Annotated in this window: 20 protein-coding genes; 11 read left to right on the top strand and 9 right to left on the bottom strand. The window is 70.1% G+C overall.

Annotated features, from left to right (window positions below):
• Position 1: 1 nt before the first annotated feature.
• Complete coding sequence (locus ACFU53_RS20750) at positions 2-1,309, bottom strand: hypothetical protein (protein WP_383994215.1); 1,308 nt, start codon at positions 1,307-1,309, stop codon at positions 2-4.
• A 264-nt stretch (positions 1,310-1,573) separates the two neighbouring features.
• On the opposite strand from ACFU53_RS20750, the gene ACFU53_RS20755 reads away from it, so the two are divergent.
• The 6 genes from ACFU53_RS20755 (at position 1,574) to ACFU53_RS20780 (ending at position 9,483) form a co-directional block, all read left to right on the top strand.
• Entirely contained in the window at positions 1,574-3,949 is a 2,376-nt protein-coding gene (locus ACFU53_RS20755; protein WP_383994218.1) for a SulP family inorganic anion transporter, read from the top strand.
• A 170-nt stretch (positions 3,950-4,119) separates the two neighbouring features.
• On the top strand, positions 4,120-6,078 hold the full coding sequence (gene acs / locus ACFU53_RS20760) for an acetate--CoA ligase (RefSeq protein WP_383994221.1): 1,959 nt from the start codon (positions 4,120-4,122) through the stop codon (positions 6,076-6,078).
• Between the two features lie 154 nt (positions 6,079-6,232).
• On the top strand, positions 6,233-7,636 hold the full coding sequence (gene nhaA, locus ACFU53_RS20765; protein ID WP_383994224.1) for a Na+/H+ antiporter NhaA: 1,404 nt from the start codon (positions 6,233-6,235) through the stop codon (positions 7,634-7,636).
• A gap of 39 nt (positions 7,637-7,675) precedes the next feature.
• Positions 7,676-8,155, top strand: coding sequence for a phage holin family protein (locus ACFU53_RS20770; protein WP_383994226.1), 480 nt, complete (start codon positions 7,676-7,678; stop codon positions 8,153-8,155).
• Entirely contained in the window at positions 8,152-9,114 is a 963-nt protein-coding gene (locus ACFU53_RS20775) for an alpha/beta fold hydrolase (protein WP_383994229.1), read from the top strand. Before ACFU53_RS20770 ends, ACFU53_RS20775 begins: the two co-directional genes overlap by 4 nt.
• 189 nt (positions 9,115-9,303) lie before the next feature.
• Entirely contained in the window at positions 9,304-9,483 is a 180-nt protein-coding gene (locus ACFU53_RS20780; RefSeq protein WP_257542638.1) for a hypothetical protein, read from the top strand.
• 51 nt (positions 9,484-9,534) lie between these two features.
• Here ACFU53_RS20780 and ACFU53_RS20785 read toward each other — a convergent pair whose 3' ends face one another.
• From ACFU53_RS20785 to nth, 3 genes are all read right to left on the bottom strand, one after another.
• Positions 9,535-10,734 carry a MarP family serine protease gene (locus tag ACFU53_RS20785; RefSeq protein ID WP_383994233.1) on the bottom strand — a complete coding sequence of 400 codons (1,200 nt, stop codon included), beginning with the start codon at positions 10,732-10,734 and terminating at the stop codon, positions 9,535-9,537.
• A gap of 118 nt (positions 10,735-10,852) precedes the next feature.
• Positions 10,853-11,584 (bottom strand): NUDIX hydrolase, encoded by a 732-nt coding sequence (locus ACFU53_RS20790; protein WP_383994236.1) that lies wholly within the window; start codon positions 11,582-11,584, stop codon positions 10,853-10,855.
• 226 nt (positions 11,585-11,810) lie between these two features.
• Positions 11,811-12,776 carry an endonuclease III gene (gene nth / locus ACFU53_RS20795; protein ID WP_383994239.1) on the bottom strand — a complete coding sequence of 322 codons (966 nt, stop codon included), beginning with the start codon at positions 12,774-12,776 and terminating at the stop codon, positions 11,811-11,813.
• A 326-nt stretch (positions 12,777-13,102) separates the two neighbouring features.
• Between nth and ACFU53_RS20800 the strand changes: the two genes are divergently transcribed.
• Both ACFU53_RS20800 and ACFU53_RS20805 read left to right on the top strand, forming a co-directional pair.
• Complete coding sequence (locus ACFU53_RS20800) at positions 13,103-13,777, top strand: Crp/Fnr family transcriptional regulator (RefSeq protein WP_383994242.1); 675 nt, start codon at positions 13,103-13,105, stop codon at positions 13,775-13,777.
• Between the two features lie 271 nt (positions 13,778-14,048).
• Positions 14,049-14,903 (top strand): nucleotidyltransferase domain-containing protein, encoded by an 855-nt coding sequence (locus ACFU53_RS20805; protein ID WP_383994245.1) that lies wholly within the window; start codon positions 14,049-14,051, stop codon positions 14,901-14,903.
• 164 nt (positions 14,904-15,067) lie between these two features.
• Here ACFU53_RS20805 and ACFU53_RS20810 read toward each other — a convergent pair whose 3' ends face one another.
• The 4 genes from ACFU53_RS20810 to ACFU53_RS20825 all read right to left on the bottom strand — a co-directional run bounded on the left by ACFU53_RS20810 (position 15,068) and on the right by ACFU53_RS20825 (position 17,600).
• On the bottom strand, positions 15,068-15,898 hold the full coding sequence (locus ACFU53_RS20810) for an MBL fold metallo-hydrolase (RefSeq protein ID WP_383994248.1): 831 nt from the start codon (positions 15,896-15,898) through the stop codon (positions 15,068-15,070).
• Positions 15,899-16,046: 148 nt separating this feature from the next.
• Positions 16,047-16,916: an NUDIX hydrolase gene (locus ACFU53_RS20815; protein ID WP_383994250.1), complete on the bottom strand. Its 870-nt coding sequence runs from the start codon at positions 16,914-16,916 to the stop codon at positions 16,047-16,049.
• 61 nt (positions 16,917-16,977) lie between these two features.
• The gene (locus tag ACFU53_RS20820; protein ID WP_383994253.1) at positions 16,978-17,445 is read right to left on the bottom strand and encodes a RidA family protein; all 468 of its coding nucleotides are present in this window, start codon (positions 17,443-17,445) and stop codon (positions 16,978-16,980) included.
• Positions 17,442-17,600 (bottom strand): DUF4177 domain-containing protein, encoded by a 159-nt coding sequence (locus ACFU53_RS20825; RefSeq protein WP_005476015.1) that lies wholly within the window; start codon positions 17,598-17,600, stop codon positions 17,442-17,444. The genes ACFU53_RS20820 and ACFU53_RS20825 overlap by 4 nt, the downstream gene beginning before the upstream one ends.
• Before the next feature lie 162 nt (positions 17,601-17,762).
• Between ACFU53_RS20825 and ACFU53_RS20830 the strand changes: the two genes are divergently transcribed.
• The gene (locus ACFU53_RS20830) at positions 17,763-18,740 is read left to right on the top strand and encodes an ArsA family ATPase (RefSeq protein WP_383994256.1); all 978 of its coding nucleotides are present in this window, start codon (positions 17,763-17,765) and stop codon (positions 18,738-18,740) included.
• Positions 18,737-20,134, top strand: a complete 1,398-nt coding sequence (locus ACFU53_RS20835; protein WP_383994259.1) for an ArsA family ATPase — start codon at positions 18,737-18,739, stop codon at positions 20,132-20,134. Before ACFU53_RS20830 ends, ACFU53_RS20835 begins: the two co-directional genes overlap by 4 nt.
• A 217-nt stretch (positions 20,135-20,351) precedes the next feature.
• On the opposite strand, the gene wblA is transcribed toward ACFU53_RS20835, so the two are convergent.
• Positions 20,352-20,690: a transcriptional regulator WblA gene (wblA, locus tag ACFU53_RS20840; RefSeq protein WP_033524587.1), complete on the bottom strand. Its 339-nt coding sequence runs from the start codon at positions 20,688-20,690 to the stop codon at positions 20,352-20,354.
• Between the two features lie 540 nt (positions 20,691-21,230).
• Between wblA and ACFU53_RS20845 the strand changes: the two genes are divergently transcribed.
• Positions 21,231-23,540: a transglycosylase domain-containing protein gene (locus ACFU53_RS20845; protein WP_383994262.1), complete on the top strand. Its 2,310-nt coding sequence runs from the start codon at positions 21,231-21,233 to the stop codon at positions 23,538-23,540.
• The last annotated feature ends 81 nt before the right edge of the window (positions 23,541-23,621 follow it).

Genomic DNA, 23,621 nt, shown 5'->3' on the forward strand with positions numbered 1-23,621 from the left:
GCTACGGCCTGGCCGCCGGGGCCCCGGGAACCCCCTTGGGGGCCGGTGCAGGTCCGGCGGACAGGAAGGTCTTCCAGCCCTTCTTGGGGGACTGACCGACCTCCAGGGCGCGCAGCCTGTCCAGGACCTTCGGGTCCTGGGCGTCGAGCCAGTCGGCGAGTTGACGGAAGGAGACGCAGCGCACCTCGGCCTTGCCGCACACCGCCTCGACGGTCTCCTCGACGGCGCGCATGTAGACGCCGCCGTTCCAGGACTCGAAGTGGTTGCCGATGATCAGGGGCGCACGGTTGCCCTTGTAGGCGCGCTCGAAGCCCGCGAGCAGACCGTCACGGAACTGATCGCCCCAGTACTCCCGCTTGGCCGGAGTCCCGGCCCGGGCACCGGACTGGTTCATGTAGAAGTTGTAGTCCATGGTCAGCGTCTCGAAGTCCCGCCCCGGGACGGGGACGAGCTGCATCGACAGGTCCCACAGCCCGTCCTTCTTCTCTGGCCAGACCTGGTTCTTGACTCCGCTGGTGTCATAGCGGAAGCCCAGTTCGCGGGCGGCCCGCATGAAGTTCGCCTGTCCTTCCAGACAGGGTGTGCGGGCGCCGATCAGCTCCTTGTCGTAGTCGAAGGGCAGCGGCTCGGCCTGCTCCGTGCCGGTGTTGGTCTTCCATGCCTTCACGAACGACTTGGCCTGGGCGATCTCGCTCTTCCACTCCTCGACCGACCACTCGCCGACCCCACCGCCGGGGCCGCAGAAGTGGCCGTTGAAGTGCGTGCCGATCTCGTTGCCCTCCAGCCACGCGCCGCGCAGTTGGTCCACGGTGTCCTTGATTCCGCGTACGTCGTTGAAGCCGATGTCAGAGCGGCCCGGTGAGTGCTGGGGCGGGCGATACAGGTCCCGCTTCTCCTCCGGCAGCATGTACACACCGCTCAGGAAGTACGTCATGGTCGCGTCGTTGGCCCGGGCCACCTTGCGGAAGTGCGAGAAGAGCCGCTGGCTGTCCTCCCCCGCGCCGTCCCAGGAGAACACCACGAACTGCGGGGGTTTCTGACCGGGCTTCAGCCGTTCGGGGCTGGGCAGGTGCGGCTGCGCACCGGTGTACGAGGTGGAGCCGTCGCCGATCAGCCGGACCGCGGCCTTCGGCGGCGCCGGGACGCCCTCTTTCGTGGCCGGTACGCCCTGCCGGCCCTCCTTCTCCGTTTTTTTCGCGCCAGGTGGGCCGACGGTTCCTGTCGGCCCACCGATCCCGCATCCGGCGATCGCCGCGGCGCAGGTCGCGGCGAGCGTGACGCCGGCGGCGATCCTCTGGGTGACGGCCATCTTCCGCCCACCTTCTTCCTTCACTCAGGGGCAGGGCAGCCAAGGTCACACAGAGTTCAGATCATAATTAATACGACAAGCCGATGAAAAGCTTCATTCATCCTCACGAGTGATCTAATGACCTATTTGCGGCTAATGTTCTTGCATATCCTTTACCCTGCATTACGATTCGTTTACTGAGCGTTGAGAAATCCCGCCACTGAACGCCGTGCCCCACGGCCGCGACCCGACGCGACCGCGTAGCCCCGGAGGAGACGGGAGAACATGTCCGCCTGCGTCCCCACCCACGCCACCGACCCGGACTCGAACCGGACGGAGCGTGATCACCAACCGCATAGCCCCCCGGAGAAACCGCGCCGCCGGTTCCGTGTCTCGGCCGCCGATCTGTCCGCCTCCATCGCGGTCTTCCTGATCGCCCTCCCCCTGTCCCTGGGAATCGCCCTCGCCACCGACGCCCCGCTCCAGGCCGGCCTCGTCGCCGCCGCCGTCGGCGGTCTCGTCGCCGGACGCCTGGGCGGCTCCCCCCTCCAGGTCAGCGGCCCGGCGGCCGGTCTCACCGTCGTCACCGCCGACCTCATCCACCAGTACGGCTGGCGCACCACCTGCGCCATCACCATCTTGGCCGGCCTCACCCAACTGGGCCTGGCCCACCTGCACGTGGCCCGCTCGGCGCTCGCCGTCAGCCCCGCGATCGTGCACGGCATGCTCGCCGGCATCGGCGTCACCATCGCCGTCGCCCAACTCCACATCGTGCTCGGCGGCACCCCGCAGAGTTCGGTCAGCGCCAACATCGGCGCCCTCCCCGCCCAGTTGGCGCACCTGCACCCCGCCGCGGTCTCCGTGAGCGCGCTCACCCTCGTCCTGCTGCTCGCCTGGCCCCGGCTCCCCGGCCGCCTCGGCCGGCAACTGCGCACCGTCCCGGCCGCCCTCGTGGCCGTCGCGGGCGCCACGGCGACGGCCGCGCTCGCCGCGCTGAGCCTGCCCAAGGTCGACCTGCCGTCGTGGCGGAGCCACGCCCTGGCCGGAGTGCCCGACGGGCCGACGCTCGGCCTCGTCGCGGCCGTCCTCACCACCACATTGGTGTGCAGCGTGCAGTCGCTCCTCGGCGCCGTCGCCATGGACAAGCTGGCGGCGGGACGGACCGACGTAGGCCGCTCGGACCTCGACCGCGAGTTGCGCGGCCAGGGCGCGGCCAATGTCGTCTCCGGCGTCCTCGGCGGCCTGCCGATCGCCGGAGTCGCGGTCCGCAGCACGGCCAATGTCCGCGCCGGCGCCACCAGCCGGAACTCCACGATGTTGCACGGCGTTTGGGTAGTGGCGGCCGCACTGCTTCTGATCCCCGTTCTGGAGCTGATCCCCCTCGCCGCACTCGCCGCCCTGGTGATGGCCGTCGGGGTCCAGATGGTGTCCCTGCACCACATCCGCACGGTCACCCGCCACCGCGAGGTGCTGGTCTACGCCGTCACCACCTTCGGCGTCGTCATCCTCGGCGTCCTGGAAGGCGTCGCGCTCGGCATCGCCGTGGCCGTCGGCGTCGCTCTGCACCGCCTCACCCGCACCCGCATCACCCACGAGGAGAAGGAAGGAGTCCATCACGTCCACGTACGAGGACAGTTGACGTTCCTCGCCGTGCCCCGCCTCAGCCGCGCCCTGCACCAGGTCCCTCAGGGGGCCGCCGTCGTCGTGGAGCTGGACGGGTCGTTCATGGACCACGCGGCGTACGAGTCGCTGCAGGACTGGCAGCACGCGCACCACGCGCGGGGCGGCTCCGTGGAGATCACCGGCCGCGCCGGCACCCGCATCGCCGAACCCGCCGGCACCTCGACGGCCGGCTGCCGCTGCCGGCCCTGGACGCCGTGGCGCAACCACCAGTGCGAGGCTCCGGCCACCCCGACGCGAGGCACACCGCAGGAGGAGGCGGCCGAAGGTCCGAACGGTCATCAACTGGCGCGCGGCATCAGCGCGTTCCAGCGCAACACAGCGCCCCTGGTCCGCGGTGAGCTGGCCCGGCTCGCGCGCGAGGGGCAGCAGCCCTCGCAGCTCTTCCTGACCTGCGCCGACTCCCGGCTCGTCACATCGATGATCACCTCCAGCGGCCCCGGCGACCTCTTCGTCGTACGCAATGTCGGCAACCTCGTGCCGCTGCCCGGCGAGGAGAGCGGCGACGACTCGGTGGCGGCGGCGATCGAGTACGCGGTGGACGTGCTGAGCGTACGGTCCATCACGGTCTGCGGGCACTCCGGCTGCGGCGCGATGCAGGCCCTGCTCAAGACCGACCCGCACGGCGCCCAGACCCCCCTCAAGCGCTGGCTGCGGCACGGCCGACCCAGTCTGGACCGCGCGACCGACAAGAACCGCCCCTGGGCCCGCCTCGCCGCCCGCGAACCGGCCGACGCCGTCGAACAGCTCTGCCTGACCAACGTCATCCAGCAACTGGAACACCTGAGAGCCCACGACTCCGTCGCCCGCGCCCTGCGCGAGGGCGCACTCGAACTGCACGGGATGTACTTCCACGTGGGCGAGGCACAGGCGTACCTGCTCACCGAGGAAGCCCCGGACGGCGGAGTCTTCGACCAGGTCGCCGGAACGACCGGGACGGCCGACCCGACCGGGACGGTCCTGCACGACACGCGCGCGTGAACCGATTTCCGTCCCGGTCCGTGGGAACGGGTGGCGTCCTGGCCACCGAGCCACCCGCCCACAGGTCTAAACCAATCCGAGGAAGGCCCTTGTCATCGGGGGTCCGGGTCTGATGAGCTGTGGCCTGGGACACAACGGTCGCCCCGGCAAAGCACCGTAAGGGAGATGTCGTGAGCAACGAAAGCCTGGCCAACCTCTTGAAGGAGGAGCGACGCTTCGCGCCGCCCGCTGACCTGGCCGAGAACGCCAACGTCACGGCCGAGGCGTACGGGCAGGCCAGGGCTGACAGGCTCGGCTTCTGGGCGGCACAGGCCCGGCGGCTGACCTGGGCCAAGGAGCCGACCGAGACGCTGAACTGGTCGAACCCGCCGTTCGCCAAGTGGTTCGAGGACGGTGAGCTCAACGTCGCGTACAACTGCGTCGACCGGCATGTCGAGGCCGGGAACGGCGACCGGGTCGCCATCCACTTCGAGGGCGAGCCCGGGGACAGCCGGGCCATCACCTATGCCGAGCTCAAGGACGAGGTGAGCAAGGCCGCGAACGCCCTGCTGGAGCTGGGCGTCCAGGCGGGCGACCGGGTCGCGGTCTACATGCCGATGATCCCGGAGACGGCCGTGGCGATGCTCGCCTGTGCCCGGATCGGCGCCGCGCACTCCGTCGTGTTCGGCGGCTTCTCCGCGGACGCGCTCGCGACCCGTATCCAGGACGCCGACGCCAAGGTGGTCATCACCTCCGACGGCGGTTATCGGCGAGGCAAGCCCTCCGCGCTCAAGCCCGCCGTCGACGACGCGGCCGACCGCGCCGGCAATGTCGAGCACGTCCTCGTCGTCCGCCGCACCGGCCAGGACGTCGCCTGGAACGACTCCCGTGACGTGTGGTGGCACGAGATCGTCGACCGGCAGAGCGCCGAGCACACCCCGCAGGCGTTCGGGGCCGAGCACCCGCTGTTCATCCTGTACACGTCCGGCACGACGGGTAAGCCCAAGGGCATCCTGCACACCTGCGGCGGCTACCTCACCCAGACGTCGTACACCCACCACGCCGTCTTCGACCTCAAGCCGGAGACGGACGTGTACTGGTGCACGGCCGACGTCGGCTGGGTCACCGGCCACTCGTACATCGTGTACGGGCCGCTGGCGAACGGCGCGACGCAGGTCATGTACGAGGGCACGCCGGACACCCCGCACCAGGGGCGGTTCTGGGAGATCGTGCAGAAGTACGGGGTGACGATCCTCTACACGGCACCCACGGCCATCCGTACGTTCATGAAGTGGGGCGACGACATCCCCGCGAAGTTCGATCTCAGCAGTCTGCGTGTCCTCGGGTCCGTCGGTGAGCCCATCAACCCCGAGGCGTGGATCTGGTATCGCAAGCACATCGGGGGCGACACGACGCCGATCGTGGACACCTGGTGGCAGACCGAGACGGGCGCGATGATGATCTCGCCGCTGCCGGGTGTGACGGCGACCAAGCCGGGATCCGCACAGACGCCGCTGCCGGGCATCTCCGCGACCGTCGTCGACGACGAGGCGAACGAGGTGCCGAACGGCGGCGGTGGCTATCTGGTCCTCACCGAACCGTGGCCGTCGATGCTGCGCACCATCTGGGGCGACGACCAGCGGTACCTCGACACGTACTGGTCGCGGTTCGAGGGCAAGTACTTCGCCGGTGACGGGGCGAAGAAGGACGACGACGGGGACATCTGGCTCCTCGGGCGCGTCGACGACGTGATGCTCGTGTCGGGCCACAACATCTCCACCACCGAGGTGGAGTCCGCGCTCGTCTCGCACCCGTCGGTGGCCGAGGCCGCCGTGGTCGGCGCGGCCGACGAGACCACCGGTCAGGCGATCGTTGCGTTCGTGATCCTGCGCGGTACGGCGAACGCCGAGGACGAGGGCCTCGTCGCCGACCTCCGGAACCACGTCGGCGCCACTCTCGGCCCGATCGCCAAGCCGAAGCGGATCCTGCCGGTGCAGGAGCTGCCGAAGACCCGCTCCGGGAAGATCATGCGGCGACTGCTGCGGGACGTGGCGGAGAACCGGCAGCTCGGTGACGTCACGACGCTGACCGACTCCACGGTGATGGACCTGATCCAGGCCAAACTGCCGGCGGCGCCGAGCGAGGACTGAGATGCCGTACGTCCCCCACGGGAGGGCGTACGTCCGCGAAGGGCACCCGGCGGCGAGCCCGCCGGGGTGCCCTTTGGCTAAAGTAAACAAAAGGTGCGCCGGGAAGTCTGGTCGGCAAGCGTTCCGTCCTGCCCACCGACCGGAGGTCCCCACCGTGGCCGCGCCCCGCACCACCCCCACCCGCAAGGTTCTCGGACGACTCTCTCTGCCCGAGCGGACCTTCGTGGCGGACGCGCTGCGCACGGAGACCGTCGGCGGTGTGCTGCTGCTCCTGGCCAGCGTCACCGCGCTGGTCTGGGTCAACGTCCCAGCGCTGCACGACAGCTACGAGAGCGTCAGCCACTTCCGCTTCGGCCCCGAAACGCTCGGCCTCGACCTGTCCGTGGCGCACTGGGCGGCCGACGGGCTCCTCGCGGTCTTCTTCTTCGTCGCCGGCATCGAACTCAAGCGCGAGCTGGTCGCCGGTGACCTCCGGGACCCCGGGACGGCCGCACTGCCCGTGGTCGCCGCGCTGTGCGGCATGGCCGTACCGGCGCTCGTGTACGCGCTCACCAACCTCATCGGCGGCGGCTCCCTGGCCGGCTGGGCGGTGCCCACGGCGACCGACATCGCGTTCGCGCTGGCCGTGCTCGCCGTCATCGGCACGTCCCTGCCGAACGCGCTGCGGGCCTTCCTGCTCACCCTCGCCGTCGTCGACGACCTGTGCGCGATCCTGATCATCGCGGTGCTCTTCACCGACGATTTCGACTTCGCCGCGCTCGGCGCCGCCTTCGCCGGTCTCGCCGTCTTCTGGCTGCTGCTGAGGAAGGGCGTGCGCGGGTGGTACGTGTACGTTCCGCTCGCGCTCGTCGTCTGGGGGCTGATGTACAACAGCGGTGTGCACGCCACCATCGCCGGCGTCGCGATGGGGCTGATGCTGCGCTGCGCCCGGCGCGAAGGCGAGGACCGCTCCCCCGGCGAGCACATCGAGCACCTCGTACGCCCCCTGTCCGCCGGTCTGGCGGTGCCGTTGTTCGCCCTGTTCAGCGCGGGTGTTGCGGTGTCGGGCGGTGCGCTGGGGAAGGTGTTCACCCAGCCGGAGACGCTCGGGGTGGTGCTCGGGCTGGTCGTCGGCAAGGCGATCGGGATCTTCGGCGGGACCTGGCTGACCGCCCGCTTCACCCGGGCCTCCCTCTCCGAAAACCTGGCCTGGCCGGACGTGTTCGCGGTCGCCTCCCTCGCCGGCATCGGCTTCACCGTGTCGCTGCTCATCGGCGAACTGGCCTTCGAGGGCGACCGGGTGCTCACCGACAGCGTCAAGGCGGCCGTCCTCACCGGTTCCCTCGTCGCGGCGGTCCTGGCGACCGTCCTGTTGAAGGTGAGGAACGCCAAGTACCGGGCGCTGTGGGCCGCCGAGGAGCGCGACGACGACCTCGACGGCATCCCCGACGTCTACGAACAGGACGACCCGGCGTACCACCTGCGCATGGCCGCGATCTACGAACGCAAGGCCGCTGAGCATCGCAGGCTTGCCGAAGTGGCGGGCGGGGCAGGCGACGGCGACGACGGTCCGGCATGATCTGACAGGACCGTACAAACGCATATGAGGGAGACCCCGATGAGCGCACCCGACGGCAGCCCGGTCGGAGCCGAACGCAGCGTCGGCCAGTTGTTCGCCTCGGCGACGGCCGAGATGTCCGCCCTGGTGCACGACGAGATCGCGCTGGCCAAGGCTCAGCTCAGGCAGGACGTCAAGCGAGGCGTGGTCGGCGGCGGGGCGTTCGCGGCGGCCGGCACGGTGCTGATCTTCTCCCTGCCGATGCTGAGTTTCGCCCTGGCGTACGGCATCCGTACCTGGAGCGACTGGAACCTGGCGATCTGCTTCCTGCTGTCGTTCGCGGCGAACGTGGTGGTCGCCCTCGTGCTGACGCTCATCGGCGTCGTCTTCTCGAAGAAGGCCAAGAAGGGGCAGGGCCCGCAGAAGGTCGCCGCGTCCATGAAGCAGACGGCGGGCGTGCTGCAGAACGCCAAGCCGCACCCCCGTCGGCCCGCCCCGGCCGACGACGCCATCGAGGCTGTGGCACGCTCGACGTCATGACCGACCCCGCGACCACCCCGGCCGCCCCCTGGAATCAGCCCGCGTCTCCCGTACGACTCGACGTGCCCGGCGCCAAGGAGCTGATCCACCGGGACGTGGCCGCCAACGGCGCGCGCTTCCACATCGCCGAGGTGGGCGACGGGCCGCTGGTGCTGCTGCTGCACGGCTTCCCGCAGTTCTGGTGGACCTGGCGGCACCAGTTGGTCGCCCTCGCCGACGCGGGCTTCCGGGCCGTGGCCATGGACCTGCGTGGGGTCGGCGGCAGCGACCGCACACCCCGGGGTTACGACCCCGCGAACCTCGCCCTCGACATCACCGGAGTCGTACGGTCCCTCGGCGAGCCCGATGCCGCCCTGGTCGGCCACGACCTGGGCGGCTATCTGGCGTGGACGGCGGCCGTGATGCGCCCCAAGCTCGTACGGCGGCTCGCGGTGTCCTCGATGCCGCACCCGCGGCGCTGGCGCTCGGCGATGCTCTCCGATGTCAAGCAGACGGCCGCGGGGTCCTACATCTGGGGATTCCAGCGGCCCTGGATCCCCGAGCGGCAACTCACCGCCGACGACGGCGCCCTGGTCGGCCGGCTCATCCGGGACTGGTCGGGGCCGCGGCTGCCCGACGACGAGGCCGTAGAGGCGTATCGGCGGGCGATGTGCATCCCGTCGACGGCGCACTGCTCGATCGAGCCGTACCGGTGGATGGTGCGGTCCATGGCCCGCCCGGACGGCATCCAGTTCAACCGCCGGATGAAGCGCCCGGTGCGGGTGCCCACCCTCCACCTGCACGGTTCACTGGACCCGGTGCTGCGGACGCGCAGCGCGGCCGGGTCCGGTGAGTACGTCGAAGCGCCGTACCGTTGGCGGCTGTTCGACGGCCTGGGACACTTCCCGCACGAGGAGGACCCGGTGGCGTTCTCGGCCGAACTCATCAACTGGCTGAAGGACCCCGAGCCCGACCGGTGAACGGCGGTTGGGCCGACCTCGGCCGGAGGTCCCGGGGGCCCGCGGCGGAGCCGCCGTTGTCACGTTTCCCGGGAAGGCACGGCCCGGACGTGAACACCTGTTCCATGAACAGCCACTTGCCCGGCGCATAGGCCAATTGGGGGGCGTGGGGGCGGTTATCGACCTTGGGGCGGGGGCACACGTCGGGGTATGGGCTGGACGCACGACTACAGTGACGCAGCACGCAACCGCCGCTCGGCCGCGGGCCTGAGCTCCCACCAGAGGGGCGCCCCGCAACTGCCGGGCACGGATCCCCGGCTGGGTATTCCGCGCATCCTGCGCCGTCGGGCCCGCTGGGTCTCGGCCCGGCTGCGCCATCCTCGTCCCTGACCCACGCGGGGCGACCCGCACAGGACCTCACCACACCGGCCCCGCCCGGCTTCAGAGCGCGCAGCTGTCGCTGTCCACCTGCTGGTTGGCCGTACGGCCCTTGGCGATGTCCTCCTCGACCTCGTCCGCGGTGAGCGCGTAGCCCGTGTCCGGGTCGTCGAGGGACTTCGCGAAGACCACGCCGTAGACCTTGCCTTCGGGCGTGAGCAGCGGGCCGCCGGAGTTGCCCTGGCGGACGGTCGCGTAGAGCGAGTAGACGTCGCGGTGGACGGTGCCGCGCTTGTAGATGTCGGCGCCGTTGGCCGTGATGCGACCGCGTACGCGCGCGGGGCGGACGTCGTACGAGCCGTTCTCCGGGAAGCCCGCGACGATCGCGTCGTCGCTGCTGACAGCGTCCTTGGTGGTGAACTCCAGCACGGGCGCCTTCAGACCCGGCACGTCCAGTACGGCGATGTCGCGTTCCCAGTCGTAGAGGACGACCTTGGCGTCGTACTTGCGGCCCTCGCCGCCGATCTGGACGGTGGGTTCGTCGACTCCGCCGACCACGTGCGCGTTGGTCATCACACGGCGCTCGCCGAAGACGAAGCCGGTGCCTTCGAGGACCTTGCCGCAACTCTGGGCGGTGCCCATGACCTTGACGATGGACCGCTTGGCGCGCTGGGCGACCGCGCTGTTCGCGAGCGCCGGGTCGGGGGGCTGGACCTCGGTGATCGGCTCGTTCGAGAACGGGCTGAAGACCTGCGGGAAGCCGTTCTGCGTGAGGACCGAGGAGAAGTCCGCGAACCAGGTGTCCGCCTGGTTGGGCAGGGCCCCGGCCACGCCCTGCAGCACCTTGGAGTTGCGGACCTCCTTGCCGAGCGTCGGCAGCGTCGTCCCGGCGAGTGCGGAGCCGATCAGCCAGGCGACCAGGAGCATCGCCACGACGTTGACGAGAGCGCCGCCGGTGGCGTCCAGGGCGCGGGCCGGGGACCAGGTGATGTAGCGACGCAGCTTGTTGCCGAGGTGGGTGGTCAGGGCCTGGCCCACGGAGGCGCAGACGATCACGATGACCACCGCGACGACGGCGGCGGCCGTGCTCACCTCGGAGTTGTCGGTCATCCAGTCCCAGATGACGGGCAGGGCGTAGACCGCGACGAGGCCGCCGCCGAGGAAGCCGATCACCGAGAGGATGCCGACGACGAAGCCCTGTCGGTAGCCCACGATCGCGAACCAGACGGCGGCTACCAGCAACAGGATGTCCAGCACGTTCACCGCTTCAAGCCTCGCCTCGTCACTTCGCGATCACTACAGACCGGCCGGGGTCCGGTCCGACGCGCGGCGACATGGGGACCCGACAAGCCCCAAAAGACGCAGCACGGCAGACACCCTGTCATGAGCGCCAGTCGAGCGGGACCTGCTTCTCCCGGTCCCAGGGGCGCTCCCAGCCTGCGTAGTGCAGCAGACGGTCGATCACTCCGGCCGTGAAACCCCACACCAGGGCTGATTCGACCAGAAATGCCGGACCTGCGTAGCCGCGGGGGTGAATGGCGGTGGCTCTGTTGGCCGGATCCGTGAGATCCGCCACGGGGACGGTGAAGACGCGGGCCGTCTCGTTCGGATCGACGACCCGGACCGGGGTCGGCTCCCGCCACCAGCCCAGAACGGGGGTCACGACGAAGCCGCTGACCGGGATGTACAGCTTGGGCAGCACACCGATGAGCTGGACGCCGGCGGGGTCGAGGCCGGTCTCCTCCTCGGCCTCGCGCAGGGCTGCGCGCAGCGGACCGTCGGTCTGCGGGTCGCCGTCCTCGGGGTCGAGGGCGCCGCCGGGGAACGACGGCTGTCCCGCGTGCGATCTGAGCGAGCCGGCGCGCTCCATGAGCAGCAGCTCGGGCCCGCTCGCACCCTCGCCGAACAGGATCAGGACCGCCGACTGCCGCCCCGAGCCGTTCTCCGGCGGCAGGAAGCGGCTCAGCTGCAGTGGCTCGACCGTCTCGGCGGCGCGCACCACCGGGTCCAGCCAGGTGGGCAGGCCCGCCTTGTCCAGGCTCACGTGCCCGTCCCGCGTGTGGTGCCCGCTGTCGGTGTCCGTGCCGCCGTCCGTCCGGCTCACGCGTGTCATAGCCACCCCCGTCGTTCTTCCGGTCCCAACGCCCGGGAGACCGCTGATCGTTCCGCTAGGGCCTCGCGTCCCTCTTGTGGGTGGCGGGTGGAAGGGTGGCGAGCGTACGCGTCGGGGTGGGGCCGGCGGGCGGCAGGGTGCGCGCCGGAGGGGAAGCGCGCGGCAGGGTGCGTGATGGAGCGGAGGCGCGCGGTGGTGTGCGCGCCCGGTCGCCTCGTGCGGTCCGTCATCCGGCGGCTCCCAGGGGCGGGGCCGGGATGCCGCCCGCGTCCAGGTAGGACTGCGGGGGCTTGAGGCGCTGACCGGGGAAGCCGCCCTTCTCGTACTTCAGGAGTTTCCTGGCCTTGTCCGGGTCCGTCTCGCCCTCGCCGAACGCCGGGCAGAGCGGGGCGATGGGGCACGCGCCGCAGGCCGGTTTACGGGCGTGGCAGATGCGGCGGCCGTGGAAGATCACGTGGTGCGACAGCATCGTCCACTCGCTCTTCGGGAAGAGCGCGCCGATGGCCGCCTCGATCTTGTCCGGGTCGGTCGCCTCGGTCCACCGCCAACGTCGTACGAGCCGCTGGAAGTGCGTGTCCACGGTGATGCCGGGCCGGCCGAAGGCGTTGCCCAACACGACGAAGGCGGTCTTGCGGCCGACGCCGGGCAGTTTGACGAGGTCTTCGAGACGGCCGGGGACCTCGCCCCCGTGGTTCTCCACCAGGGCTTTCGACAGCCCCATCACCGACTTCGTCTTGGCCCGGAAGAAGCCGCACGGCCGCAGGATCTCCTCGACCTCCTCCGGGTCGGCCGCGGCCAGGTCCTCGGGGGTCGGGTACTTCGCGAAGAGCGCCGGTGTCGTCTGGTTGACCCGCAGGTCGGTCGTCTGGGCGGACAGGACCGTCGCGACGACCAGTTGGAAGGAGTTCTCGAAGTCCAGCTCCGGGTGCGCGTACGGGTACACCTCGGCGAGTTCGCGGTTGATGCGACGGGCACGGCGGACCAGGGCGGTCCGGGACTCGGCCTTGGGAAGCTTGGCGGCAGTCGTGGGTGCGGTGGTGGTCCCGTCCGCCGAGGCCGCCCTTCGCGCCGCGGCCGCCGTCTTCACCGCCGTCGCCTTTCGGGCTGTGGCGGCCTTTCCTGCCGGTACGGCCTTCTTCGCCGGGGCCGTGGCCTTCTGGGCCGGGTTCTCCGCTGCTGATGGATCAGACACCTTCGTCGCCTTTGCCGTTTTGTTCGCTCCCGCGGGACGCTGTTCGCCCACAGCGGAATCCCGCCGTACAACCACCCGCCCAGCCCCCTTGGCCTGTGCTCTCACCGGCGATTTGGACACCCGGCCAGCCTAAAGCCCGGCACCGACAACCGCCCCGGGCCCAGAAGATCGGCCCCCAATTGGACCCCTGACGCTTACCCCGGGACATGTGTGCGGCATCCTTGTGACAGATCACACTGTTTGGTCCGTCCGGCAAGATGGGGAACACGGTCCCCTGGTAGTACGGGGAGCAAGATCCCCTGAGCAGGTCGACAAGGAGAGAACTCGTGGACGACGTTCTGCGGCGCGCCCCGCTCTTCGCGGCGCTCGATGACGAGCAGGCCGCGGAGCTCCGCGCCTCCATGAGTGAGGTGACCCTCGCGCGCGGTGACGCTCTCTTCCACGAGGGCGACCCGGGTGACCGCCTCTATGTGGTCACCGAAGGCAAGGTCAAGCTGCACCGCGCGTCACCCGACGGCCGCGAGAACATGCTGGCCGTGCTCGGCCCCGGTGAGTTGATCGGCGAGCTGTCGCTGTTCGACCCGGGTCCGCGGACGGCGACCGCCACGGCGCTGACCGAGGTCAAGCTGCTCGGCCTCGGCCACGGCGACCTCCAGCCGTGGCTGAACGTGCGGCCCGAGGTGGCCGCAGCGCTGCTGCGTGCCGTCGCGCGGCGTCTGCGCAGGACCAACGACCAGATGTCCGACCTCGTGTTCTCGGACGTTCCCGGGCGGGTCGCTCGCGCGCTGCTGGACCTCTCGCGGCGGTTCGGTGTGCAGTCGGAGGAGGGCATCCACGTGGTGCACGACCTCACGCAGGAGGAGTTGGCGCAGCTGGTCGGTGCGTCGCGGGAGACCGTGAACAAGGCGCTGGCGGACTTCGCGCAGCGGGGGTGGCTGCGGTTGGAGGCTCGCGCGGTGATTTTGCTGGACGTGGAGCGGCTGGCCAAGCGGTCGCGCTGACACGGTTCGGCCGTACGCCGGTTCGACCTGTGCGGCCTTTCGTACGTCGATGGGGTTCGTCCCGTTCGCGGGGCGGGCCCCATTGTCTTCGCCCCAGCCGCCCTTACCCGTTCCCATCCCCAGGGGCCGCCGCCCCTTCGACCCCGCCCGGACAGGGTTCCGCCCCGGACTGCGCCAGGGGCGCTGCGCCCCCTGGACCCCCGCCCGTGCATGTGGCCCCCTGCCACGCAGATGGCCTGCCCCCGCGCGCCTCTCCGGGCACAGTGGCCGTATGGCCGAAATGGGGCGTCGAAGAGGGCTGGACAGCCGGGGGTACATCGAGCGGGAGGGGGCGCTGGGGCGGGTACCCGGGGTGTTCCGGCCGGTGGTGGCGGCGGCCCGGGATCGGATTTTGAACGTGTTCGGGGCTGGGCTGCACAGTGCGTATCTCTATGGGTCGATTCCCCGGGGCACGGCTCGTCCGGGTCGCAGTGATCTCGATCTGCTGCTGGCGTTGCGCGAGGAGCCCACGGAGGCGGACCGGGCCGGGACGCGGGTGCTGGACGAGGCGCTCGACAGGGAGTTTCCGCAGATCGACGGGGCCGGAACGCTGCTGGTCAGCCGGGCGCAGGTGCTCAGCGACCTGGAGCGGTACGACCTGGGCTGGTTCGTGGCCTGTCTGTGCACTCCTCTGCTGGGCGAGGACCTGGCGGAGGACCTGCCCCGCTATCGGCCGGACTCCCTCCTCGCCCGCGAGACCAACGGCGACCTCGCGCTGCATCTGCCGCGCTGGCGGGAACGGGTCGCGGAAGTCACCGGCGACGACGCCCGTCGGGCGCTCGTCCGCGGCTACTCCCGGCGGCTGGTTCGGACCGGGTTCACCCTCGTCATGCCCCGCTGGAACGGCTGGACCAGCGATCTGCACGAGATGGCCGAGGCGTTCGGCGAGTACTACCCCGAGCGCGCCGCCCAGATGCGCGCGGCGGCGGTGGCCGGGTACGAACCGGGTGCCGGCGCGGGCGGGCCGGATGAGTCGGGTGCCCGTGTCGCCGTTCTGCGGTCGTACCTGGACGATCTCGGGCCCTGGCTGGCCGAGGAGTACGCGCGCGTGCACGGCGTCAAAGCGCCACGTCCCGGAGACCGGTGAGGGGGAAAGGCGGCCCCTGGGGCGATGAGGCTCTGAGCGCGCCGGAGAGGGCCCCTGGACGTCCCTGGGAGGGTGCTACTGAGGCCCAGGAGGCCTCTGAGCCGCCCGGTGAGGCACCTCGGGCGGCCGTGACCCCGGAGACGGCCGCTGAGGCTCGGGGCGGATCAGATCAGGCCGTGCTCGGTCAGGTACTCCAGCTGGGCCCGTACCGAGAGTTCCGCGGCCGGCCACAGGGAGCGGTCGACATCGGCGTAGACGTGGGCGACGACCTCGCCGGGGGTGCCGTAGCCGTTCTCGACGGCCGTCTCGACCTGGGCGAGCCGGTGGGCGCGGTGGGCGAGATAGAACTCGACGGCGCCCTGGGCGTCCTCCAGGACGGGGCCATGGCCGGGGAGGACGGTGTGGACGCCGTCGTCGACCGTGAGGGACCTGAGGCGGCGGAGGGAGTCGAGATAGTCGCCGAGACGGCCGTCGGGGTGGGCCACGACCGTCGTACCGCGCCCCAGGACGGTGTCGCCGGTGAGGACGGCCCGGTCGGCCGGGAGGTGGAAGCAGAGCGAGTCGGCGGTGTGGCCGGGGGTGGGTACGACGCGGAGCTCCAGGCCGCCGACCGAGACGATGTCGCCCGCGCCGAGTCCTTCGTCGCCGAGCCGCAGCGCCGGGTCGAGGGCCCTCACGTTCGTCCTGGTCAGCGCTCCGAAGCGGGCGGCGCCCTCCGCGTGGTCCGGGTGTCCGTGCGTGAGCAGGGTCAGCGCGACCCGCTTGCCGGCCATCTCCGCCGTGTCGACGACGTTGCGCAGGTGGGCGTCGTCCAGCGGACCCGGGTCGATCACGACCGCCAGCTCGGAGTCCGGCTCGGACACGATCCAGGTGTTGGTCCCGTCCAGCGTCATCACGGACGCGTTCGGCGCGAGCACGTTGACCGCGCGCGCGGTGGCGGGCCCCGACAGGACGCCGCCCCTGGGCTGGCCGGGGAGGGCTGCTGCGTCGGTCATACGGAGGCGCCTTCCAGCGGGATGGGCAGAGCGTCACGTCGTCGGTCGGAGGCACGCGCGGCGTCTCGACGCCCGCGAAGCGGTGCGAGGGGCGTTCGAGGGACCGGGTCCCCGCCGCTCGACCGGCCCGGGAGAGCGGTCGCGTCCGTCATGCGGAGTCTCCGGCGGCCGATATGCGCTTGATGAACTCGGCGTGGCCGGGCCAGGAAAGGACCACGTCGTCGTTCTCCAGGCGGGCTTGGGCGAGGACGGGGGTCAGGTCGCGGGCGGGCGCGGCGGCGAGCGCGGCGGCGGCCGTGTCGTACTCCGCGAGCCGGCGCAGGGTCGCGATGGTGGGCGGCATCATCAGCAGCTCGCCCTTGTCGTAGCCGTCCGCCGCGTCCCTGGGGCGGATCCACACCGTCCGGTCGGCTTCCGTGGAGGCGTTGCGGGTGCGCTGGCCCTGCGGGAGAGCGGCCACGAAGAACCAGGTGTCGTAGCGGCGGGACTCGAACTCGGGAGTGATCCAGCGGGCCCAGGCGCCCAGCAGGTCGGACCGCAGGACCAGCCCGCGGCGCTCCAGGAACTCGGCGAAGGACAGCTCCCGGGCGGCCACCGCCGCGCGGTCCGCCTCCCAGTCGTCGCCCGTGGTGTCGCCGACCACGGTGTCGGAGCCGGGCCCGGCGAGCAGGACGCCCGCCTCCTCGTACGTCTCCCGTACGGCCGCGCAGACGATCGCCTGGGCGTCGGTCTCGTCGACGCCGAGTCTGGACGCCCACCACGCGCGCGTGGGGCCTGCCCAGCTGATCTGGTGGTCGTCGTCGCGCGGGTCCACACCGCCGCCCGGATACGCGTACGCGCCCCCGGCGAAGGCCATGGAGGCGCGTCTGCGCAGCATGTGCACGACCGGGGTGTCGGCCGTGTCCTTGAGCAGCATGACGGTGGCGGCCCGCTTGGGGGTCACCGGTGTCAGCGTGCCGGCCGCGAGTGCGCGGATGCGGTCCGGCCACTCGGCTGGGTACCACTGGCCGTTTGCCATGGGCGGAGGCTAACTCGTAACCGGCGGATGTTCGAGTGAGCCTCCGCGATCTTGGTGACCGCTACCCGGCGGTGAGTTCCACCTGGAGCTCCACCTCGACCGGCGCGTCCAGCGGCAGTACCGCCACACCGACCGCGCTGCGCGCGTGGACACCCTTGTCGCCGAAGACGGCGCCCAGGAGTTCGCTCGCACCGTTCAGCACGGCGGGCTGGCCCGTGAAGTCGGAGGCCGAGGCCACGAAACCGACGACCTTCACCACGCGCGCGACACGGTCCAGGTCGCCCGCCACCGACTTGACGGCGGCCAGGGCGTTCAGCGCGCAGGTGCGGGCGAGCTCCTTGGCCTCCTCGGGGGTGACCTCGGCGCCGACCTTGCCGGTGACGGGCAGCTTGCCGTCCACCATGGGCAGCTGCCCGGCGGTGTACACGTACACGCCGGACCGGACGGCCGGCTGGTACGCGGCGAGCGGCGGGACGACCTCGGGCAGGCTCAGCCCGAGTTCGGCGAGCTTGGCCTCGACGGCGCTCACGGCTTGGGCCGCTTCAGGTAGGCCACCAGCTGCTCGGGGTTGTTCGGCCCGGGCACGACCTGGACGAGCTCCCAGCCGTCCTCGCCCCAGGTGTCCAGAATCTGCTTCGTGGCGTGGACGAGCAGCGGCACGGTTGAGTATTCCCACTTCGTCATGTGGCCGACTTTATCCGCTGCCCGGCCGCTGTCCGGCACGGGTTCCACCGCTGTCCCGGTGGGCATGACGGCCTGGACAGTCCGGGGCCGACAGGCGGGGAGGGCACAAGTTGTCCACAGCCTCCCGCGTATGCCGCGCGCGGACTGGTTAGGCTCGAATACGTGAGCAGGCTCCAGGTCGTCAGCGGCAAGGGCGGGACCGGAAAGACCACGGTCGCCGCCGCACTCGCGCTCGCCCTCGCGACCGAGGGGAAGCGCACCCTCTTGGTCGAGGTCGAGGGCAGACAGGGCATCGCGCAGCTCTTCGAGGCGGAGGCATTGCCGTACGAGGAGCGGAAGATCGCGGTGGCTCCCGGGGGCGGGGAGGTGTATGCGCTGGCCATCGACCCCGAACTGGCCCTGTTGGACTACCTCCAGATGTTCTACAAGCTCGGCGGGGCGGGCCGGGCTCTGAAGAGGCTCGGCGCCATCGACTTCGCGACCACCATCGCGCCCGGTCTCCGGGACGTGCTGCTGACCGGCAAGGCCTGCGAGGCGGTGCGCCGCAAGGAGAAAAGCGGCCGGTTCGCGTACGACTACGTGGTGATGGACGCGCCGCCCACCGGGCGCATCACCCGCTTCCTGAACGTCAACGACGAGGTCGCGGGCCTCGCCAAGATCGGTCCGATACACAATCAGGCCCAGGCCGTCATGCGGGTCCTGAAGTCCCCCGAGACGGCCGTGCATCTGGTCACGCTGCTCGAGGAGATGCCCGTCCAGGAGACGGCGGACGGTATCGCCGAGCTGCGTGCCGCGAAGCTGCCGGTGGGGCGGATCATCGTCAACATGGTGCGGCCCGAGGTACTGGACGCCGACGAGCTGGAGTTCGCGCGCGCGGTGCCGCGTACGGCCGTCGCCAAGTCCCTGTCCACGGCGGGTCTGGGCGGCGCGCGGCGCGGCGGCAACGCCGAGCGCCTGGTGGAACCGCTGCTCACGCAGGCCGAGGAGTACGCCGAGCGGTACACCCTGGAGCACGACCAGCGGAGCGTACTGGGCGAACTGGGCCTGCCGCTGCACGAACTGCCGCTGCTCGCCGAGGGAATGGACCTGGCGGGCCTGTACGAACTGGCCACGGAACTGCGTCAGCAAGGGATCTCATGACTCCGGACCCGGCCGCCACGCACAATTCGGCCCACATGCACGACTCGGCCCACGCGCCCGAGGGACACAGCGCGATCAGCGCGCCTCGACTCCTCGCGGTCGATCCGCTGCTCGACGATCCGAAGACCCGCATCGTGGTGTGCTGCGGCGCCGGCGGTGTGGGCAAGACGACCACGGCGGCGGCCCTCGGGCTGCGGGCCGCCGAGCGCGGCCGCAAGGTGGTCGTGCTCACCATCGACCCGGCCCGGCGGCTCGCCCAGTCCATGGGCATCGACTCGCTGGACAACACCCCGCGGCGCGTGAAGGGCATCGACGGGGACGGCGAACTGCACGCCATGATGCTCGACATGAAGCGCACCTTCGACGAGATCGTCGAGGCGCACGCGGACCCCGACCGGGCCTCCGCGATCCTGAGCAACCCCTTCTACCAATCGCTCTCGGCGGGCTTCGCAGGCACGCAGGAGTACATGGCGATGGAGAAGCTGGGTCAGCTGCGGGCCCGGGACGAGTGGGACCTGATCATCGTCGACACCCCGCCGTCCCGCTCGGCGCTGGACTTCCTGGACGCCCCGAAGCGGCTCGGCTCGTTCCTCGACGGCAAGCTGATCCGCGTACTGCTGGCGCCCGCGAAGGTCGGCGGGCGGGCCGGGATGAAGTTCCTGAACGTCGGCATGTCGATGATGACGGGCGCCCTGGGCAAGCTGCTCGGCGGTCAACTGCTGAAGGACGTACAGACGTTCGTGGCCGCCATGGACTCCATGTTCGGCGGCTTCCGTACGCGCGCGGACGCCACGTACAAGCTGCTCCAGGCGCCCGGCACGGCCTTCCTGGTGGTGGCCGCGCCGGAGCGGGACGCGCTGCGCGAGGCGGCGTACTTCGTGGAGCGGCTGGCGGCCGAGGACATGCCGCTGGCCGGGTTGGTGCTCAACCGCGTCCACGGCAGCGGCGCGGCCCAGTTGTCCGCCGAGCGCGCGCTCGCCGCCGCGGAAAATCTTGACGAGCCCCGCATTGTGGATCAGATGGACGGGAAAGCAGTTCGTAACTCTCCCGACACGTACGGCAGTTCAGGCAGTCCAGGATCTCCCGCAACGACCGGTACCCAGGACGGCTCCCCCGCCCCGGACCAGCAGAACCAGGCCGTTGCCGACCAGGCCGACACTCCGGACCTGACCGTGGAACAGCTCACGGCAGGACTGCTCAGGTTGCACGCCGAGCGGATGCGGCTGCTCTCCCGCGAGCAGCGCACGCGTGACCGTTTCACCGCGCTTCATCCCGAGGTGGCCGTGGCCGAAGTGGCCGCGCTGCCCGGTGATGTCCACGACCTGACGGGTCTGCGGGACATCGGGGACCGGCTCGCGGCCATAAGGCCGGAGCTGCCCACCTCCGACGACTGAACGTCTGCCGCACGACGAACCTCTGCCGCACGACTGATCTTTCGACGACCACCCGAGGACCGAACGACCCGCCCGAGGACCGTACGGCCGGCCGAGGACCGAACCATGCCCGAATGCCGATCCACGCCTTGGGGCACCCGAGAGCCGGCACACCTGCCCGACGCGCCGACACCTCAAGGGCGCCCTCGACCGACGTGGCCCGGAAGGGGCCTCGCCCTCAGCTCACCGCCGCGTAGTTCTCGTACATCTCGTCATCGTCGAGCGGCAGAATGCCCGCGCCACGCTCGTACTCCGTGCGCGCGGTCTCCAGCAGCCTGCGCCACGACGTGACGGTCGGACGCCTGCGCAGCAGTGCGCGGCGCTCGCGCTCCGTCATTCCTCCCCACACGCCGAACTCGACGCGGTTGTCCAACGCGTCCGCCAGGCACTCCGTGCGTACCGGGCATCCGGTGCACACCGCCTTGGCCCTGTTCTGCGCTGCTCCTTGAACGAACAGTTCATCCGGATCGGTAGTGCGGCAGGCAGCCTGCGCACTCCAGTCGGTTACCCAGCCCATACCGGCGCCGTCCTCTCCCGAATCGAGGCTCCCCCACGGCGGCAGCGGCATATTCACCGCCGCCAGTTGAGGACGTTACGGAAGGTGGGCACAGCGCAACACCCCCTTCGGGCCCAATCTTGAATGGCCCGAACGGACTATGCGTAAGCGGCAGATCACCCGCGGGAGTGACCTGAGGACATACGTGACTATCCCGACGGAACAGGACAGTTGACACGCGTCACAACGGACACCGAATGACACACGAGGCGGATTCGGACACGGCACCGGAAAAAAATCGGAAGAACGTCAGAACGATTCGGGCTCGCTGGACGTACTTGATACAAGGGCCTACGGCTGTGACAGTTGAGAGCAGCTTAGGCCAAGGCCTGCGCGTGTGTCCGGCGAATGAGAACGTAGACAACCGTTCACGTTTTCCTCACGTCTCGATGCCGTGAGGAACTGATGTCGCGAGCAACGGATGTCACGATCCGGCACTTGTGCCTCTGCGGAGGCACCCGCTCCTTCGGGACGGTCATCACGACGGATTAGGCTGCCCTCATGCCAAACAAGCGCTCGGGTGGTGGTCTGTCCGCCACACAGCAGGCCGCCAAGTTCCTAGGTGTCAGCGTGCTCGCCGGTGCCGTCATGGCGGGGATCGCCCTGCCCGCGGTCGGCGCCCTGGGGCTGGCGGCCAAGGGGTCGGTCGAGGGGTTCGACGAGCTCCCCGCCAACCTCAAGCAGCCACCGCTGAGCCAGCGCACCACGATCCTCGACAGCAAGGGCGACTCGATCGCCACGGTGTACAGCCGCGACCGTACGGTGGTCGATCTCAAGGAGATCTCGCCGTACATGCAGCAGGCGATCATCGCGATCGAGGACGCCCGTTTCTACCAGCACGGCGCGATCGACCTGAAGGGCGTGCTCCGCGCGGTCAACCGCAACGCACAGGAGGGCGGCGTCGCCCAGGGCGCGTCCACGCTGACGCAGCAGCTGGTGAAGAACGTCGCGGTGGAGGAGGCCGGTGACGACCCGACGAAGGTCCAGCAGGCCATCCAGCAGACCCTCGGCCGGAAGATCAACGAGCTGAAGAAGGCGATCCAGCTCGAAGAGGAGCTGGGCAAGAAGAAGATCCTCGAGAACTACCTGAACATCACGTTCTTCGGCCAGCAGGCCTACGGCGTCGAGGCCGCCTCCCAGCGCTACTTCTCGAAGTCCGCCAAGGACCTGGACGTCGAGGAGGCCGCCCTCCTCGCCGGCATCGTGCAGTCGCCCAGCCGGTACGACCCGGTGAACGACCCGCAGGAAGCCACCAAGCGGCGCAACACCGTGCTGCAGCGCATGGCCGACGTCGGCGACATCTCGCAGGCGGAGGCCGACAAGGCCAAGGACAAGCCGCTCGGCCTCGACATCAGCAAGCCGAAGAACGGCTGCATCACGGCCGTCAAGGGCGCGGGCTTCTTCTGCGACTACGTGCGTGAGGTGTTCCTGAACGACCCGATCTTCGGCAAGTCCAAGGAGGCCCGGGCCAAGATCTGGAACCAGGGCGGCCTGACGATCCGGACGACGATGGACCCGAAGGCCCAGAAGTCGGTCCAGGCCTCCGTCAAGGAGCACGTCAGGCAGAAGGACGAGGTGGCCACCGCCGCCACCATCGTGGAGCCCGGCACCGGCAAGATCCTCGCCATGGGCCAGTCCAGGCCGTACGGCCTGGACACCAAGAAGAACGAGACGTCGATCAACCTCTCGGTCGACGAGTCCATGGGCGGCGGAGCGGGCTACCAGCCCGGTTCGACGTTCAAGCCGATCGTCGCCGCGGCGGCCATCGAGGACGGCATGTCCCCGGGGAAGATCTACTCCGCGCCGTACCAGATGGCCTACCCGAGCCCGATCTCCGCCTGTGACGGCGCCACCTGGCGGAACGGTACCGGCAGCACCGCCGCGAAGCTCGAGAACGAGAGCGCGTCCGAGGTCGGCCCGTATTCGATGGAGAAGGCGACCGCGCTGTCGGTCAACACCTACTTCGTGCAGATGATCGCGGACATCGGCATCTGCCCGGTGACGAAGATGGCCGGGAAGATGGGCGTCGAGCGGGCCGACGGCCGCAAGATGGACCAGGCCCCGTCGATCGCGCTCGGCACGCAGGAGATGTCCCCGCTGACCATGGCGAACGCGTACGCGACCTTCGCCGCGCGCGGTATGTACTGCACGCCGGTCGCCATCGAGTCCATCACCCAGCGGGTCGGCGACAAGTCGAAGTCACTGGAGGTGCCGAAGTCGACGTGCTCGCGCGCCATGTCCGAGAAGACCGCCGACACCATCAGCACCCTGCTGGAGGGCGTGGTCGAGGACGGTACGGGTACGGAGGCCGGCCTCGGCCCCAGCCGTCCCAGCGCCGGTAAGACCGGTACGACGGACTACCGTTACGCGGCCTGGTTCGTGGGCTACACCCCGAACATGGCCGGTGCCGTCTGGGTGGGCGACCCCGCGCACGAGCGCCGCATGGTGAACATCAGGATCGGCGGCGTGCTGCACGACAAGGTCTTCGGCGGCAAGGTCCCCGGCCCGATCTGGCGCGACATGATGACCGGCGCGCTGGAGGGCAAGGACAATCCCGACTTCAACCGTGTCTACATCCCTGACGAGCGGCCGGACCGCGGCCGCGGCGACGACAATGGGAACGGCAACGGCGACGGGAACGACGACGACAACGGCAATGGTGACGACGGCGACAACGACGACGGGTTCATCGGCGGCACCGACGGCGGCACCACCTTCCCGACCCCGGAGTTCTCCATCCCGGAGAACTGGATCCAAGGCCAGACGAACGGCGGGAACAACGGGAACGGCAACGGTGGCGGATTCGGCTGACAGCCACTGAGTGCCCGATCAGATGATCTCTGATCGGATGAGTCTCTGATCCGCATGGATACGGCGGTGGGGGCGCCCCTC

Source organism: Streptomyces sp. NPDC057474, from assembly GCF_042802555.1.
GTDB lineage: Bacteria > Actinomycetota > Actinomycetes > Streptomycetales > Streptomycetaceae > Streptomyces.

What these genes read in the sequence shown, in the direction of transcription:
- ACFU53_RS20770 (WP_383994226.1), top strand. Translation starts at nt 7,676, where the DNA reads ATGAGCGCACCCGACGGCAGCCCGGTCGGAGCCGAACGCAGCGTCGGC.
- ACFU53_RS20845 (WP_383994262.1), top strand. Translation starts at nt 21,231, where the DNA reads ATGCCAAACAAGCGCTCGGGTGGTGGTCTGTCCGCCACACAGCAGGCC.
- ACFU53_RS20825 (WP_005476015.1), bottom strand. Translation starts at nt 17,600, where the DNA reads ATGACGAAGTGGGAATACTCAACCGTGCCGCTGCTCGTCCACGCCACG.
- ACFU53_RS20815 (WP_383994250.1), bottom strand. Translation starts at nt 16,916, where the DNA reads ATGGCAAACGGCCAGTGGTACCCAGCCGAGTGGCCGGACCGCATCCGC.
- ACFU53_RS20810 (WP_383994248.1), bottom strand. Translation starts at nt 15,898, where the DNA reads ATGACCGACGCAGCAGCCCTCCCCGGCCAGCCCAGGGGCGGCGTCCTG.
- ACFU53_RS20755 (WP_383994218.1), top strand. Translation starts at nt 1,574, where the DNA reads ATGTCCGCCTGCGTCCCCACCCACGCCACCGACCCGGACTCGAACCGG.
- ACFU53_RS20750 (WP_383994215.1), bottom strand. Translation starts at nt 1,309, where the DNA reads ATGGCCGTCACCCAGAGGATCGCCGCCGGCGTCACGCTCGCCGCGACC.
- wblA (WP_033524587.1), bottom strand. Translation starts at nt 20,690, where the DNA reads ATGGGCTGGGTAACCGACTGGAGTGCGCAGGCTGCCTGCCGCACTACC.
- ACFU53_RS20805 (WP_383994245.1), top strand. Translation starts at nt 14,049, where the DNA reads ATGGCCGAAATGGGGCGTCGAAGAGGGCTGGACAGCCGGGGGTACATC.
- ACFU53_RS20775 (WP_383994229.1), top strand. Translation starts at nt 8,152, where the DNA reads ATGACCGACCCCGCGACCACCCCGGCCGCCCCCTGGAATCAGCCCGCG.
- ACFU53_RS20790 (WP_383994236.1), bottom strand. Translation starts at nt 11,584, where the DNA reads ATGACACGCGTGAGCCGGACGGACGGCGGCACGGACACCGACAGCGGG.
- ACFU53_RS20780 (WP_257542638.1), top strand. Translation starts at nt 9,304, where the DNA reads ATGGGCTGGACGCACGACTACAGTGACGCAGCACGCAACCGCCGCTCG.
- ACFU53_RS20835 (WP_383994259.1), top strand. Translation starts at nt 18,737, where the DNA reads ATGACTCCGGACCCGGCCGCCACGCACAATTCGGCCCACATGCACGAC.